The 16,314-nt window shown below is 31.1% G+C and carries 13 protein-coding genes; 5 read left to right on the top strand and 8 right to left on the bottom strand.

The window, feature by feature from the left end:
- Positions 1 to 19: 19 nt before the first annotated feature.
- Positions 20 to 427, bottom strand: coding sequence for a response regulator (locus DG508_RS14800; RefSeq protein ID WP_108868889.1), 408 nt, complete (start codon positions 425 to 427; stop codon positions 20 to 22).
- Between the two features lie 329 nt (positions 428 to 756).
- Between DG508_RS14800 and DG508_RS14795 the strand changes: the two genes are divergently transcribed.
- From DG508_RS14795 to DG508_RS14775, 5 genes are all read left to right on the top strand, one after another.
- A complete protein-coding gene (locus DG508_RS14795) occupies positions 757 to 1,983 on the top strand; it encodes a toxin-antitoxin system YwqK family antitoxin (protein WP_108868888.1) in 1,227 nt (408 codons plus the stop codon).
- A 120-nt stretch (positions 1,984 to 2,103) separates the two neighbouring features.
- Entirely contained in the window at positions 2,104 to 2,634 is a 531-nt protein-coding gene (locus tag DG508_RS14790; protein WP_108868887.1) for a sigma-70 family RNA polymerase sigma factor, read from the top strand.
- A gap of 66 nt (positions 2,635 to 2,700) precedes the next feature.
- Positions 2,701 to 3,582, top strand: coding sequence for a PhzF family phenazine biosynthesis protein (locus DG508_RS14785; RefSeq protein WP_108868929.1), 882 nt, complete (start codon positions 2,701 to 2,703; stop codon positions 3,580 to 3,582).
- Between the two features lie 220 nt (positions 3,583 to 3,802).
- Entirely contained in the window at positions 3,803 to 5,029 is a 1,227-nt protein-coding gene (locus DG508_RS14780; protein WP_108868886.1) for a hypothetical protein, read from the top strand.
- 153 nt (positions 5,030 to 5,182) lie between these two features.
- On the top strand, positions 5,183 to 5,866 hold the full coding sequence (locus DG508_RS14775) for a DUF4386 domain-containing protein (RefSeq protein ID WP_108868885.1): 684 nt from the start codon (positions 5,183 to 5,185) through the stop codon (positions 5,864 to 5,866).
- Positions 5,867 to 5,934: 68 nt separating this feature from the next.
- Here DG508_RS14775 and flxY read toward each other — a convergent pair whose 3' ends face one another.
- The 7 genes from flxY to DG508_RS14740 are packed head-to-tail and all read right to left on the bottom strand — an operon-like array spanning position 5,935 to position 16,311.
- Positions 5,935 to 7,221, bottom strand: a complete 1,287-nt coding sequence (flxY, locus tag DG508_RS14770) for a flexirubin biosynthesis putative acyl-CoA ligase FlxY (RefSeq protein WP_108868884.1) — start codon at positions 7,219 to 7,221, stop codon at positions 5,935 to 5,937.
- A complete protein-coding gene (locus DG508_RS14765) occupies positions 7,218 to 8,903 on the bottom strand; it encodes a C45 family autoproteolytic acyltransferase/hydolase (RefSeq protein WP_108868883.1) in 1,686 nt (561 codons plus the stop codon). Before DG508_RS14765 ends, flxY begins: the two co-directional genes overlap by 4 nt.
- Positions 8,904 to 8,950: 47 nt before the next feature.
- Positions 8,951 to 10,507, bottom strand: coding sequence for a phytoene desaturase family protein (locus DG508_RS14760; RefSeq protein ID WP_234418241.1), 1,557 nt, complete (start codon positions 10,505 to 10,507; stop codon positions 8,951 to 8,953).
- On the bottom strand, positions 10,494 to 14,186 hold the full coding sequence (locus DG508_RS14755) for an MMPL family transporter (RefSeq protein ID WP_108868882.1): 3,693 nt from the start codon (positions 14,184 to 14,186) through the stop codon (positions 10,494 to 10,496). Before DG508_RS14755 ends, DG508_RS14760 begins: the two co-directional genes overlap by 14 nt.
- On the bottom strand, positions 14,186 to 15,370 hold the full coding sequence (locus DG508_RS14750) for a DUF2062 domain-containing protein (protein ID WP_234418240.1): 1,185 nt from the start codon (positions 15,368 to 15,370) through the stop codon (positions 14,186 to 14,188). The genes DG508_RS14755 and DG508_RS14750 overlap by 1 nt, the downstream gene beginning before the upstream one ends.
- Positions 15,371 to 15,388: 18 nt before the next feature.
- Entirely contained in the window at positions 15,389 to 15,889 is a 501-nt protein-coding gene (locus DG508_RS14745) for a hypothetical protein (RefSeq protein WP_108868881.1), read from the bottom strand.
- A 56-nt stretch (positions 15,890 to 15,945) separates the two neighbouring features.
- Positions 15,946 to 16,311 carry a 3-hydroxyacyl-ACP dehydratase gene (locus tag DG508_RS14740; RefSeq protein WP_108868880.1) on the bottom strand — a complete coding sequence of 122 codons (366 nt, stop codon included), beginning with the start codon at positions 16,309 to 16,311 and terminating at the stop codon, positions 15,946 to 15,948.
- Between the last annotated feature and the right edge of the window lie 3 nt (positions 16,312 to 16,314).

The raw sequence follows: 16,314 nt of genomic DNA, 5'->3' as shown, positions 1-16,314 counted from the left end.
TACGTCGATACTTAAAAAATTATAATTGCACAAGATCATTGATACTCCAATACTCTACCAGACATTTTATTTTATATTCATAATCCTGATATTTCAATGGTTTTACAATGTATCCTGTAATTCCTATTTCGTAACAGCCCTTTAGATCACTATGATTATTAGATGTACTTAGAATAACTGCTGGAATATATTTAAGAGCAGCATCAGATTTTAAGATTTTTAGAAATTCGAGACCATTCATCTTTGGCATGTTAAGGTCTAATAAAATCAAATCAGGTAGCTGTTCTTTGTTTTCTAAGTGTTGTAAAGCCTCTTCTCCGTTTTTTGCTTCTATCAGTTTGTGTGTATAGCCGTTTTTTTGCAGTACTCGTGCGAATTTTAATCGTTCTACTTCATCATCATCAATTAATAAAAAAGTTAAACTCATTGTTTTTAGTGTTTTAAGTTAAGTTAAAAATTATTTTCCAGCAACAATAAAGATGTTCTTTTTATTGCAGGAAATAATTGTTCTCTCGGCGAAATGCGTATTACTTCCGATGAATGGTGTTTCTATAAAGATAAATAGAAAATGATAATGTAATTAGAAATGATTAAAGAAAGACAACTCGATAAGTTCCTATAAGCAGAAGTAAATTGTTTTTTAATAGATAAATACATCGAAAAAAGATAAAGGTTTCAATCCTTATTGTGAATAATTCTTACTTAATAAGAAATCAATTAGGTTTGTATATCAATAAGGTGAAAATGGTATAATCCATGAATTGTTTAAAAAGAAGAAAAGCAATGAGTTTACAGAAAAAAGAAAAAATAAGAATTCCTTTTTTTACTGAAAAACCTCGTGTTAGCTATAATGATTTAGAGTATGTGCAAGATCCATATATTTTGGATGAAGGATCATATTATTATAATGAAAAGCCATTTAATGGAGTTGCATGGTCTGAATTTAGAGGATTAATAAGTGAAGATACAATGAGAGGTGGCGTTCGAAACGGAAGGTGTGTGCAGATTCATACAAATGGTCAATTAGCCAAAGATGGGTATTATGAAGAAGACGAAGCGATAAAAGAGAAGTTCAAGTGGTATGAATCAGGAACCTTATCAAGCTATTCAAGAAATAATGAGCATGCTGGGGATTATTTTTTTCGTAAATACAATCCTCAAGGGGTATTAATTAGAGAGTATGATCGATTAAATAGTAGGGATCGATATTGGACACAAGATGGAACCTTACTTTATGAGTCAAACAATACGATAAATAAATGTTTTGCACCCAATGAGAAATGGGTTATTTATGAAGTAGATAGAAAATCACCCATGTATAATGATGATGATCTTTATCAACATGCATTTGATATGTTATCGGCCGATAATCCATTTGTAGAAAATGCATTGTACCGATGGCTACATAAAAGATTAAAGGAAGGAGATACTCGTGCACAGAATTTTTTATACAAACTGTTAGACCATCCCTTAGAAAAAGTAGTTAAAACCGCACTAACTATTATTGGTACTAGAGGTGATCAAAAAGCGATCCCTCTAGTAAAAAAGATGATCAAAATTACACATCAAAACGCTACTATAGAAAGCTATATGAGTGCAATAGCTGAGCATGCAGAAATTACACTTATAAAACTTACAGGAGAAGGTGATGAGGTGCAGACAAGAGCAGTTCAATGGGAACGGAAACAGAAAAGGGAGGCATATGAAGAATTGCGTCGTATCAAGGTGAAGAAACGTTGGCCAAGAATAAAAGCAATATTCAACAGAACATTAGTAGGGGAATCAACAGTAAAATCTTTTGAGCAAACTTTCAGTAAACAAGTTATGACAAGGAGTGTAGAGTATATTCATATTTATAAATATGTGGTAAATGGCCATACGTATAATGCTACATTGACAAGTGATAATCCAACTCCTCTTCCTGTCAAAGTTTTACGATATAGAAAAAAGAAACCAGAAGAGTATATTATTGGTATAACATAAGAATAAAGACCGATTTTGGTGTGAGAATATTAAGAGGTATTCTACAAAATTTTGATCGCGGATTAAACAAAAAAAGATAGTATATTTAATCATGTTACATTTTATAGACGCTAAAAAAAGATGAAAAATGAAATCAATACTATTTGGGTTGACTTACATGAAGAAATTTATCGATTTATTTTAGAAAAAATAAAAGATGAACAAATAACAAAAGATATTCATCAAGAGGTTTTTTTAAAAATTCAAACTAAAATCCATCAATTACAACATAGCTCTAAGCTTACTTCCTGGGTATATCAAATTACTAGGAATACAATTTTTGATCATTTCAGAAAAGTAAAAATAAAAAACCTACCTATAGATGATTTAGATATTCCAGAGGTAGAAAGTGATAATTTTGAGTATTCAAAACTAAGTAATTGCATTGCTAAAAAAATAGAGAATCTTACTTCAATACACAAGGAAGTAATTGTTCTAACATCTTTTAAAAATTATTCTCAAAAAGAACTGGCAGAACATTTAAAATTATCTTATTCGGGAACAAAATCAAGAGTTCAAAAAGCAAGAAGAATTTTGAAAGAAAATATTTTGGATTGCCCAAATGTAGAATCCGATAACTCAGGAAAATTGATAGACTTCGAAGATAATTAAAATAAGCTACGTCTTTTCTTTACCCCAAACGTCCATTAGGTATAACAATTCAAAAAAATGATTAACATGGACGATTCAAAAAAAATTACAGTACATATACTAAGTGCTTTTGTAGAAAATGATAAAGGAGGTAATCCTGCAGGAGTAGTATTGAATGCGGATAAATTATCTGCTAAAAATAAACTTGCCATTGCAAAAAAAGTAGGGCTATCTGAAACGGCCTTTGTTTCAAAATCCAATACAGAAGATTTTAAGCTAGATTTCTTTACGCCAACCAAACAAATAGCACACTGCGGGCATGCTACTGTAGCAACATTTTCATATTTACAACAAATAGGAGCTGTACAGAGTAATAATTCTTCAAAAGAAACTATAGATGGTAGAAGAAAAATAAAATTAACAGGTGACCTAGCCTTTATGGAACAGTTAGCACCTAGTTATTTAGATATGAGTCACAAAGAAAATGTAATTCTAGAATCTTTAGGATTACAAAAAACAGATCTCATATCCAATGTACCTATTAAACTAGTAAATACAGGAAATTCATTTGTTATTATTCCAGTAAAGGATATTGAAGTTTTAAAGAATATAACTCCCGATTTCAATCTAATAAATACTATAAGCGAAGAACTTGATCTGATAGGATATTATGTGTTTTCTAATAAAACAGAGGATTCAAAAAAAGATGCTACCTCAAGAATGTTTGCGCCACGGTATGGTATATTAGAGGAAGCAGGAACAGGAATGGCTGCGGGACCACTTGCATGTTATTTATTTGATGTTTTAAAAAATAAGAAAAAACGTTTTTATATTCAACAAGGTAAATACATGAAAGAACCATCACCAAGTTTAATAATTGTGGATTTATTAATTGAAAACAAAAAAATAAAAAGCTTAATGGCAGGAGGAAAAGGATTGCTGAAAAAAGAACTAGAGATAAAGGTATAATAGCTAGTAAATGATAAAATATGTTATTATAAATATCAGAAATATCAAAAGAAAAACAAAACGAACAAAAGTTATTCGATGAATTTGTGCTTAAAATTCAAGAAATAGAATGAAACTAAGTGAATATGAAGGCAAGTACTAGTAATTATTTATAGTATTATAAGGTAACAATTTTAAGATCGAAGACATATATCTATATAAATAGAAAATAAACATAGTAATGAAAACAAGGCTATTATACATAGTAATATTTGGAATCACTTTTGGAGTGAAGGCACAATCACAGATTACTGAATTAGCAAATGGAAATGTTGGTATAGGAACAATTAACCCAGAAACAAAACTACATTTAGGTGGTTTAGGTGCTGCTAATGGAATTCAATTTGAAAATAAATTTAAGATTAGAACATCTGGAGATAATAACAATCATTTTGTATTAGAACATCAGGCTCCTGATGGGAACCTTTTTATACGAAGCAAAAAGGATAGTATTTATAGTGGAGATATTATCTTAAATGACTTAGGAGGCAAGATTGGTATTGGTACTAGAACACCATCAAACGGACTTGTTCATATCTATAGAAAAGCAACCACTGGAGGTTTTCCATCGGTTACTCCTGCTAATGCAGGTTTAAGAATTCAGGATAATGGATCAAGTTTATATCTTGATGGAAATACTATGTACTCTAATGGAAATATGATATTAGGAACAATCGCTAATAAGAGTTTTTCTATAGGGACTAATAATGTTGAAAGATTTAAAATTACAAATGCTGGTAATGTTGGTATTGGTACTAGATCACCATCAAACGGACTTGTTCATATCTATAGAAATGCAACCACTGGAGGTTTTCCATCGGTTACTCCTGCTAATGCAGGTTTAAGAATTCAGGATAATGAATCAAGTTTATATCTTGATGGAAATACTATGTACTCTAATGGAAATATGATATTAGGAACAATCGCTAATAAGAGTTTTTCTATAGGGACTAATAATGTTGAAAGATTTCGAATTACAAATACTGGTGATGTTGGTATTGGAGTCGTAAATACGAAAGGTTTTAAACTAGGTGTAAAAGGGAGAATTGCTGCCGAAGAAGTAAAAGTAGCCTTACATGCACAATGGGCAGATTTTGTTTTTGATAAAGAATATGTACTCCCGACTTTACAAGAAGTGGAAACTCATATCAAAGAAAAAGGACATTTAAAAGATATACCGAGTGCAGAAGAAGTGAAAAAAGATGGGTTTTTTTTAGGGCAAATGGATGCTAGACTACTACAAAAAATAGAAGAGTTAACACTATATACCATACAACAAGATAAAAAACTAAAATCTCAAGATTCAAAAATTGAAAAGCTTGAAAAAAAGAATGAGGAATTAAGTTTACTAAATAAAAAATTTATAGAATTACAATCAAGACTTGAAAAAATAGAATCTGAAAAATAAAAAAGCTCTAATAACATATCGTTATCAATCAATACATCACCTGAAATCTAGAAGATTTGGACTCTATTACGAATAGAATATGATGTATCTTATAAAATTAGAAACCCTCAAAAAACAGTAAATGAATAGTATATTGTAGTATAAAAAGAAACCATGAATTCGATAAAAAGAGAAAGTGCGTTAATAGGGGTATTATTTATAGCAAGTATGGTCGCTGGTATCTTTAGTATTACTCCAGCAGTTGATTCTGAAAAGTATCTAATCGAGGCTTCTACAAATACCTATCAAGTACTTTTGGGGGCAGCTTCACAATTTATGATGTCTTTGATATATGTAGGTGTTGGGATATTGTTATATCCTATGGTCAAAAGATTTGGAGCCGCTTTATCGATTGGTTTTTTGAGTTTTAGAATAATAGCATCAACACTTGTAGTAATAGGCACCATAGTATTGTTGTCAATTTTAGCGTTGAGCCAAGAATTTACAAAAGACTTACCCAATGCTATTTTGAGTGTTGAGATCGTAGGGAATATGCTTAAAATTACACGTGATTATATAAACCATGTATTCATGATTTTGACTTTATGTGTCAGTAATTTTATGATGTATACTTTACTGATAAAATCAAAATTAGTTCCCAAATGGATTTCTATATGGGGATTATTAGGGACAACCTTGTCTTTATTAGCAAGTATTTTAGTTTTATTTCAAGTTGTAGAAATCATTACAACAGAATATTTGGTTTTAAATGTACCAACAGCATTTTTAGAATTATTTCTAGGGTTGTTTTTGATATTTAAAGGTTTTGATAAAAAGAAGTTGCTAGCAGATGAATAGAGAATATACAAATGGTTAATGTTAGGAAGTAGTTTTCATTCTTTATACTTCTACTTTTGTTTTAGCTCTTATCGTTTATCAATAACGATGACAGGTTTTCTACTCAATTTAGGAAATTGCAATTTCTGAATATATTGCTTGTCATGAAATTCGATTTTTGGAGAAACCCTAAGTTTTGCTCTGAAATGATCTTTTATATCATGCAATAATTCTTCTGTAGGAGATTGTACAGCTATTTTGATTAGGATTTCATCGGTACCAATGTTGTTATGAGAAATCTCTATGATATAATTATCTACCTCACTAAAATCATTAAGAATATTATACATCGCTGGAGGATACAAAGTAGTTCCTTTGTATTTAATCATTTGTCTTTTTCTTCCTACTACAGGGCCTAATCGCATCGTAGTTCTACCACACCCACAAGGTGTAGTATGTGCTTTGACCATATCACCAGTTTTGAACCGTAATAAAGGCATTGCCTCTACCCCCAAAGTGGTGATGGTAAGTTCTCCTGTTTCTCCAGGAGAAACAGGAACATTATGATCGTCTAGAATTTCTGCAATGATAAGTTCAGGGTGGTGGTGTCCTCCTTGTTGCTCACTACATTCTGTAAATGCAGTACTCATTTCTGTAGAGGCATAAGTAGAGTACAATTCTATATTCCAGCGATCTTTTATTTTTTTTGCAAGCGTATTCAACGTAAAATCTTGATCTCTAAGAGACTCACCGATACAAATAGCACCTTTTATTCCAGAGGAATTAAGATCAATATTATGTTCTTTAGCATAGGTAATAAGTTTTAATAAAAAAGAAGGGACTACGATAAGGTAGGTAGGCTTGAATTTGAGGATAGAATCCCATTGCAATTCGGGGATTCCTGCACCTACTCTTATAATTCCTGCTCCCAGTTCTCGCGCACCCAAAAAATAAGCTAACCCTGCCATAAAGCGACGATCAATAGTGGTCATCAATTGTAAAATATCATCTTGCTGTACCCCTGCGCAAGCAAAAGAAATAGCCTCATTATAAGCAAGACGCTTTAAATCATTGTCTGTCAAAGCAAATGTAACAGGTTCTCCCAAAGTTCCAGAAGTAGTAACATAATCTATAATATCACGTTTATCAACACAGATAAAGTCATCATTATATTGTTGTAGTTGCTCTTTTGTAGTAACAGGAATGGTCACCAAATCGTCTAGCGTTTTGATAGAAGAAGGAAGTATCTTGTGGGTTTTAAAAACTCCTTGATAATATGCAGAATGATCAGATAGATACTGCATTAATTCGATTAGTTTTTGTTCCTGTATCATTTTGATCTGATCCAGTGATGCTTTTTCTATTTCGGGAATCATTTTTTTACCTTCCTTTTTAATTTTTTGATATACGATTCAATTTTTTGTTGATCTTGAAACGTAGTAATCTCTTTTGTACTTGCTTGTTGAAAAGCTCGTAAGGCAGCAATATAGTTTTTTTGTTGCTCATAGTATCTGCCTGCAATATAATAGGCTTCCCAATATTGAGGATTACTATCTTGTATATTTTTGAGAATATCAGGAGAAAGACTTTTTTTTGTATTGATAGCAGTACTAATTGTATCTTTCAATTGCCTGTAACGCTCATAGTTTTTATATGCTGTAGTATATTGAAAAGAATCTTTTTCTATAGTAAGGTGTGGATCTGCAAGCGTTGTGTTTTTTGCATTTTTATATGAGTTTTTGAATATCTTGTTTAGATCATACCCCACAAATTCTCCTAATTGGTATGGGTTTGAAGATACCCAGACTAATCGTTGTTCAGGTTTAAAAACAATAGCATGATGTGCTAATAATTGATTGAGTGCTTTCTCATTACCGTATCCAATTTTTTTGTTATCTAGCCCTTCTTTATTTCGTAAGATATCAACAGCAATTTTTGGAGTTAATTTAGGGGTTTGTTGCAATAACTCCTGCATCCGTTCATAGCGGTACTGTGAATGACTTTCTTTGATATGCGCTTTGTTTTTTTTATCATTAGCATAGGGTTTACTCTGAAAATGATTAGAACAAATAAGTTGATTAGAGTTAGGTACCTCGTATACTCCAAAATTCTTTGGTGACACTTCTATTAAGATTGCTTTTTTATCTTTTGCGCTTCCTACAAATATTGATTCAGAAACAAAAACCTGTCTTTTTTTTGCGATTGCAATAGCCTCTTCTATGGTAGATGCATATTGCAAAATTTCTCGAGTAACAATAGATATAGGAGTTTTGGCTATTAATGGAATTTTTGATTTCCCAGCATTGATAGAAACAGTAAGTCCGTGCTCATTCATACCTGAGACAACACCAATCATTCCTCCCCAAGTTACAGACATAAATTTGTGTCCTTGATTGGGAGCTGTAAAGGCAATAATTTTCTCTTTGGCAAAATCATCTCCAGCATAGAAATCAAAGTTTCTGCCAATAATCAAGCTTCCATCTTCAGTTTTATCTCCCCAGGCAGCAAACGATGAGCACCCTACTAGGGCGAGATCTTGTAACGCATGACCAATATCGTGAGCCCCATGTAAATAAAGAATCCTCAAATATGGATCTGCAATATGATTATAAGTATCAGAGGCATATCTGGAAAGACCATAAATTTCAGTTTTATATTCTTCTGGGACATGTAAATACATTTTTCTGTTGAACCATGCCAAAAATTTCCTTAGTAAGTTTTGTTTTGTTTTTGAAGGTACAAGTTCATTTACTTTAGACAAAAAAGCATGTTCTTGATTATGAAATAGTTCTTGAGTTAGATGCCCTGTAAGTAACCCTCTTTCTAGAGGGTCTCCTGTAACATAGAACTCCCATAATCCTTGTTTATTTTTGGTAAGAAAGCTCTCTCCAGCTACAAAAGTGGTGTCAGATAGTTGTATCCGCTGGGTAATATCACTATTATATGCGCTAATGTCTGGAACATCTTTTAAAGATTTAGAAATTCCACAGGAGATAAGTAGAAATGGTAACGCCAGATAGCATAAAAACCTTGGTATTATGCGTTTTTTGATGTTCATAACTATTGTCTTTTTAGCATTTTTAGTACTGATTGTAACCTTAAATTTTAAAGAGGGTCTTCCTTTTTTATAGTAGCTTCAACTATCTTATTTAATAAATATTCTCTACCCAGTAGTTCCGAGCAGGTAATTACAGCACTGATTGTTACCCCCAAAATGCCATGCATATTAAGGCTTTGACCTGTAAATAATAAATTATTGATTTTGGTACGAGGATGAACAAAAGATTTTAGAGGATTATTTACATCTTTGATATACCCATAAGCCGATCCACGATTATTACCAATATAATCTCTATACGATAGCGGAGTAGAAGTATATACATCATGAATACAGTTTCTGATATTGGGAAATTTTTTCTCAATTTCTTTAATTAAGGTTTCTGCTTTTTGAGCCTTGAATTCCTCATAAGTCTGCCCTCTGTCATTTTTTTGCGCTACGGTATTAAAAGTGTTTTCCCAAGGAGCCACTTCATCATAATGCATATAGGTCATTACTGTAATGCTCTCTCCCCATTCATCCATATTTTTATTTACCCCCATAGAGATCATATAAGTCTCAGGCCAGCTTTCTTGCGTGTAATTTTGACTGTTCCATACACTATCTTCATTTTTAAAATGATAATGATTCTTATTTATGTATTTGAATGACTTAGGTTTTAGTACAATGTAAACACTAAAAACAGAGATCACACTTTTTATTTTTTGTATCCTATTTACATAGGATTTTCTAAGCTTTTGTTCTCCAATAAGTTTTAATGTTTGTTTAGGATCTACATTAGAGATAAAGATATCACCTTTGATTTCGGTTCCATCTGTTGTAATCGCAGAGGTTATTTTTTTATCCTCAAAATTAAATTTGACCACCTCTTTATATTTATAAGCTTCACCACCAAATTTTTTGAGTTTTTTAATCAAAGCTTTAGAAATCTGGCCACCACCATTGACACATCGATATGCACTCTCGATATATGAATTTACAGATAAGGCATGTACATAAAAAGGAGTGATTTTGGCATCACCAGCATATAATAGGTTTGAGCCAGATAAAACAGCCTTTAGTTTTTTATTGGTTGTTATGCTATCTATATATTCTTTGGCGCCTAACTCAAAAAGATCAATGTTTTCAATATAAGATTTACCGTTTTTGAGATGATATAGCGGGAATTGATCACATGTTTCTTTTAGTTTTTTGCAATATGTTCTAATTGCTTTCTCTTCATCAGGAAATTGATCCAGCAGTGTTTTTATAAAATTTTGATACCCCTGCGCGTGTTTGTATTCTGTAGCATCCTCGCCAAAAGTAATGATGTCAAAACCATCTTCATCTAATTTTTTTAGATTTAGATCATCAATAATATCTAGATAAGTAAAATATCGATAAAGATTTTGACCCTTAGAAAGCCCACCTATATAATGTACTCCTGTATCAAAAATAGTCTTGTCTCTTACAAAAGTTTGTAGATTCCCCCCATATTGATTATTCTTTTCTAATATGCAGACGCTATACCCTTCTCTTGCCAATATATTAGCAGAGATCAATCCTCCTAGACCACTTCCAATAATTACAACATTATATTGATCTTTCATTTTATTTAGTGCCATTTATAGTTTTCAAGATAATAAGGTTATCACTATGATGTTCATTTTTGTAAAATTCTGACTCAATATTTTTTAAATACTGTATTCCTTCTTTCAATAAAATGATAGTATCATACTTTTGTTCTAATATAGATTTTAGTTGGTTTTTATCTATATCAGGGAGGTTTATAATGAGTGTTTTAGCTTGTTCTGCTAGTGCTTTTTGTATTGTGTTAGTAATTGTGATTTTACTATGATTATTGGTTATGTAACTGTTTTTTACCAAAGTTCGCAATGCATCATTTTTTATACAACTTATAAGCTTGCGATTTGGCGCGTCTAAAGATACTAGAAAATCTAATTGCCCAGAATCTTTAGAAAGGTGAATAACCGTATTCTTTTTATCTATTGTATTGATAATACGATAGTAGGTTTCTTTGTTTGTCTCAAGATCTTTGTAAACATCTTTGTAAGTTATATTTCCTTTATATCGGTATTCTTCTAAAATGATTTTATGAAAATAATCACTTTGTTCAATTGCTTTTCGTAGTTCACTGAATTCTTTTCTAAAATAGGTACTGATTTGTTTTGTCTTTTTTGAATATAGATCATCAAAACGAGGATCTTTTGCAGTGATTCTATCCAGTATTTTTACAGTAATGCTTCCGTCTTTGATGATAAAAGTGCCTTTTGGCAATACCTCAGAATTACCATGAATTAAAACAGGGATAATATCTAAATTAAATTTTTCTGCAAGATAAAAAGCTCCTTTATGAAACCGTTTTATAGCATTGGTATTTGATCTTTTCCCTTCTGGAAAAGCCATCAAAGAATATCCTTGTGCTATTTTGTCTTGTAAATGATCCAAGCCATTTTCTATACCACTAGATACAGGGTAGAATCCTGCCATTTGGATAGCTTTTCCAAAAATAGGAGAATTATACACCCAATCATTGACCAGGAATATCATTTTTGGATGTAGCATCCCAATAGTCAAAATGTCTAGAAATGAAGTGTGGTTGGCAATAATAATAGCTTGTTTATCAAAGGTTTCATTATGAGGATTAATAATTTCTTTTTTTACAAATGGATTAGAATATAATACCGATTTCATAAACTTGGAAACTATGGTATGAAACCATTTCATTTTAATTTTTTTGGATATAGGAATGATCTTCATCAGGGTTACACTACATATAGAGAGTAAAAGCCCACCGATACCAAAATAACCAAAAGAGATGGTAGAGTGTACCAATAATCGCAATGTAATGGGTCTTTTTGTTTTACTGCCTATAAAAAGAGTAAATAGAATAGGTTGAATAGTAAAGGCAACAAAAACAGCAGATAAAATACCAATGATAGAAACTATAGAAATAGAGTATAAGGCAGGGTGTTTTGCAAAGATTAATACCCCTACTCCCAAAATGGTAGTAATCAAAGAGAGAATAATAGATGTTTTATGAGTAGGTAATGTCTTTTCTCCTGTTCTATACTCTGTCAATAATCCATTTGTAATAAATATACTGTAGTCGATACCAAGACCAAAAATAAATGTAGAGATAATAATATTGAATATATTAAATTCAATTCCCAATAGCCCCATTATACCGATAGTCAATAACCAAGTCAAAAATATAGGAATACTAGTAACGATAGTAAGAGAAAGACTTCTATAAAAGATGAATAGAATAAGTAAAACAACAATCAATGAATATTTTATAAGCGTATCGAAATCATTTTTTAGATTACCTAAAAAAGTTTCGTTCATATGTTGTCTATCTATAAGAATCGTTTGTTGCTTATCTTTAAAGAGGTTTCGTATTTTTTCTGTATTATGTTGGTCTACCTTTATCAAAGAAGTTACTGTAGTAAAATCATTTTTGGTAGAGATATAATCATCCAGTGTAAAAGCTGTTAAGGCGGTGTAATCTTGAACAGATATAGGATTAAATTTTTTATCTAATAATGTATAGAAGGGATGAAACGCATTGTGTTTAAAACCTAGTTTTTCTCCACTTTCTATAAGATTAGTTCTGGTATTTTGTATAGTTTGTGTATTCCAGAATTGATGCCATAAATTAATTTTTTGACGTTGATTTTCTTTTGAGTGTACAAAGGCACCAATAGAACTAAAATCTATTATCTCATCTTGTTCTTTAAGCTCAGATAACTTTTTATAGATATGATCATTAATTTTTAGCGCTTCTTGCTCATTATTGCCATAGGTAGCGATATACATAGATTTTTTGGCAATGTTCAATAAATGATCTAATCGTGTTTCTGCATCTTTTAGAATCTCTGATTTATAATTTAATTGCGCTAAATCTTTATTGAAAAAGACGTTGTTATATGTAAAAACACTAAGTAATAAAACTACTGCCAAACCAATAATACACCACTTATTTTTGTGAAGATTATAAGAAGCCAAGGTATCAATGCTAGTTTTCTTGCTTTTCTTTTTTGATGTATCCCGATATACTTGTGGAATAAAAATAAGAGCAAAAAAAGAAGCTCCTAATACACTAGTTGCGGCAAAAATCCCTAGATCTTGCAATGCTTGAGAGCTCAAAAATAAAAGACATAAAAATGCACAAGCAGTAGTAAGACTGCTCATTAAAATTGGCTTACTAATATCTTTATATAAATTACTAATCGAGTTATTACTTCTTATATGAGTAAGGATGTGTAATGAATAATCTAATGTAACACCAAGTAATACAGAGCCAATACCCAATGATATGGCAGATATTTTTTCTCGTATCAAAAATAATAAGGCAATAGCCAGTAATCCTCCAAATAATGTTGGAACAAATAATATGATCGGAATGGTTATCTTTTTATAGAAAAGTACCAAAATGATTAACAGTATCGTAAGTGCAATGCTGATGGTGATTTGAATATCTGTCTTGATCTGTTGTGCATTGGATACAGCCATTAATGTTGCTCCATAATATTCACTTTTTACTTTATTTTGATAGGTAGTGTTAAGTTGCGAATTGACATCATATAAATCTGCGACAAATTTTGCGTTTTCTGAGGTCTCACTAGATTCTAAGGCGGGATTGATAAACAACAAAATATTTTTCTTGTCCTTGGTAAGTAAGTACCCATTATATAAAGTGAATTGATCTCCTATATTAAGTTGCTGTAGTTTTTTGAGTGCAATAAATGATAATCCAAAAGGATCTTTTAAGATTGTTTTTTTAGCAACAAGCCCTGTAGGAGAAATTAAGGTTTTATAATTTTGATTCGTTATAGCATCAATACTATCTTTTTGAATTTTATGATGTATTGTTTTATAATCTTGCTCATCTAGAAATAGAGGTAGGTTTTGATACACAAAATCTAGTGTAGTAAGGACATTATCATCATCTATTTTACCTTGTATGTTTTTGATATAGGTGCCTGATTTTTTGGTAATACTATCTATAAAAGAAGTTGCATAACCTGTTAGGTCATCTACAGAACCTACAGAATCAAGCATAATATTTACAATGATTTTATCAGCAAAATTAACCGTCTTCAGTACCTTTTGAGCATCACTAGTTTTATCATTGGTAGGAATTAATTTTGTAATGTCTTCTTCAAACTCAATTCTTGTAGCTACAAAAATTAAACCCGAGAATAAGAAAAGCATAGCAATACTACTCCATATTTTTTTGGAAAAGATAATTTGATATACTTTTATAAAAAACGTATCCATTATGAAATATTATTTTTTCTATTGAATAACGAGAGAATAATGTAACTCAAGGTTCCTAGAATTAATGCTGTAATAATAGCTAAAGAAAAACTACCAATAATATATGTTTTTAAATCATTTAGAAAATCATAATTTTCTGTAATCTCATCTATCGAAATAGAATAATTGTGTCCCAAAATAAAACCTCCTAGTTTTAAACTAGCAAAAACGATAAATGGAATAAAAGGAGGGAAGCTTACATTAGAAAAAGCAAAAGCAATTACCTTATTCAGTTGTAAAACAACCGCGAGAAAAATAACAATTACAGAGTGAAACCCCCATAGTGGTGATAATCCAATAAAAACCCCCAGAGAAACAGAGAGTGCCTTTTTTTGTGGAGAATCATGACTTTCTAAAAAATCTTCATAAAAAAAACGTTTCCATCCTTTTTTTTTAATTTTACGAAAGGCATTTCTGGGTTTTATATAGAAAAAGGTAACAATAACCAACCAAGTATTAAGAATACTGATTCTTGTAAAATCCTTAAATGGTCTAAAATGAGAAACCCGTTCGGTCATATCATATAATACTCTTACAGGGACATTTTGTACCTCTACACCTTTCCAAGCAGCTTTTACAATAACTTCAATTTCAAATTCAAACTTTGAAGTATAAAATTTTATGTTTTTTAGTGACTGTAATGGGTATAATCTATACCCAGACTGCGTATCCATAAGCTGTATACCAGTCTCTACCCAAAACCAAAAATTAGAAAACTTATTCCCAAAACTACTCTTTTTTGGCACACTATCTTGATCCATATTTCTGGCACCAATAAGTAGTATGTTTTTATTCTCAGCATTTTCTAGGGTAGTCATAAAGGTCGATAAATCCTCAGGAAAATGTTGCCCATCAGAATCTATTGTTATGGCATAATCAAATCCGTGTTGCGTTGCATACGTAAACCCAACACGTAGGGCATTGCCTTTTCCTTTATTCTTTGGGATATGAATTTGGTGTAACTGTGAGTATTTTTCTAATATACTCGGGGTCGTATCGGTAGAACCGTCGTTGACCACAATAATATTAGAAGTATATGGTAATACACCATCAATAACTCGTCGTAATGTGTTACAGTTATTGTAGGTAGGGATTATCACACATACATTAAATGCTTCAATCTGTTGTGTACACTGGTTTATCACTCAATGAAGTGTTTCGGTTTATTTAGGAACTAAAATTACTGCTTTTTCTTTATCACTAAAAGATTTGGACTGTAAAATGTATTCTCCTATTTGTTTTTTTAAAACTTTTGGTGTTATCGTTTTGTAATGTTTTAGAAGAAATGATTTATCCTCTTCTATATTAGATTTATATTTTAAAAGTTTAGGAGTATTCTCCTGTATTCCTATTCTTATAAAGCGAGGTTCAATAGCATTAGGATTCTTTTGTATTGCATATTCTAGATACGAGATTCCCTCAATAAATAGACGTTTTTTTTCTTTAATTGTTTTTTTTTGTCTGGCTTGTAATGCTATTCCTGCTCCTTTGTATGCTATTAATGTCGCATTGTCTTGTTTTGTTACCGAAAAAAGTAATTTATTTAACTCAGCTATTTTCGTTTTATCATGCGCAGCAACCTTATATGCTTTTCTAATCATATTCACATCTATAGAAAATGTTGTGAATTGTAATAGAGAAACGAATATGAGTAAGAATTTCATTTATATGGTTTTTTAAGTAAATAGAGATAAAATCAGTCAGTTTTGATATAATAAAACTATTTTACCTTGAATTTTGTAGTAAGTTTTAAAGCTACTGTATCTTCAAATTTGGTGATATTTTTTACTTTGTAGTGCAAATCTTCCTCTGTAATATCAAGTGTCAACACCAAATCAGGGGTTTTCTCAGGATTTATAATAGCCATAAATTTTATATTACTAGATGACTCCATAAAAAGCTCTTTGCCAACAACACCTTCTGTCAGTTCTTTTATGATTTGCATCATGCATACACCTGGAGTCACAGGATTTCCAGGAAAATGACCTTTGAAAATCTCATGGTTTTTATTGATTGTGATAGTGGCAGTAGAGATATTATCAACAGTTTCTAGTGTATTGGTTTTATAAAAATCTTTTAGTAGCATATT

The organism is Aquimarina aquimarini (assembly GCF_900299535.1).
GTDB lineage: Bacteria > Bacteroidota > Bacteroidia > Flavobacteriales > Flavobacteriaceae > Aquimarina > Aquimarina aquimarini.
This window is presented reverse-complemented; position numbering and strand designations above follow the sequence as displayed.

Coding starts and splice junctions, on each gene's coding strand:
- DG508_RS14795 (WP_108868888.1), top strand. CDS start 757: ATGAATTGTTTAAAAAGAAGAAAAGCAATGAGTTTACAGAAAAAAGAA.
- DG508_RS14760 (WP_234418241.1), bottom strand. CDS start 10,507: ATGGCACTAAATAAAATGAAAGATCAATATAATGTTGTAATTATTGGA.
- DG508_RS14775 (WP_108868885.1), top strand. CDS start 5,183: ATGAATTCGATAAAAAGAGAAAGTGCGTTAATAGGGGTATTATTTATA.
- DG508_RS14740 (WP_108868880.1), bottom strand. CDS start 16,311: ATGCTACTAAAAGATTTTTATAAAACCAATACACTAGAAACTGTTGAT.
- DG508_RS14800 (WP_108868889.1), bottom strand. CDS start 427: ATGAGTTTAACTTTTTTATTAATTGATGATGATGAAGTAGAACGATTA.
- DG508_RS14780 (WP_108868886.1), top strand. CDS start 3,803: ATGAAAACAAGGCTATTATACATAGTAATATTTGGAATCACTTTTGGA.
- DG508_RS14745 (WP_108868881.1), bottom strand. CDS start 15,889: ATGAAATTCTTACTCATATTCGTTTCTCTATTACAATTCACAACATTT.
- DG508_RS14755 (WP_108868882.1), bottom strand. CDS start 14,186: ATGGATACGTTTTTTATAAAAGTATATCAAATTATCTTTTCCAAAAAA.
- DG508_RS14790 (WP_108868887.1), top strand. CDS start 2,104: ATGAAAAATGAAATCAATACTATTTGGGTTGACTTACATGAAGAAATT.
- flxY (WP_108868884.1), bottom strand. CDS start 7,221: ATGATTCCCGAAATAGAAAAAGCATCACTGGATCAGATCAAAATGATA.
- DG508_RS14765 (WP_108868883.1), bottom strand. CDS start 8,903: ATGAACATCAAAAAACGCATAATACCAAGGTTTTTATGCTATCTGGCG.
- DG508_RS14785 (WP_108868929.1), top strand. CDS start 2,701: ATGGACGATTCAAAAAAAATTACAGTACATATACTAAGTGCTTTTGTA.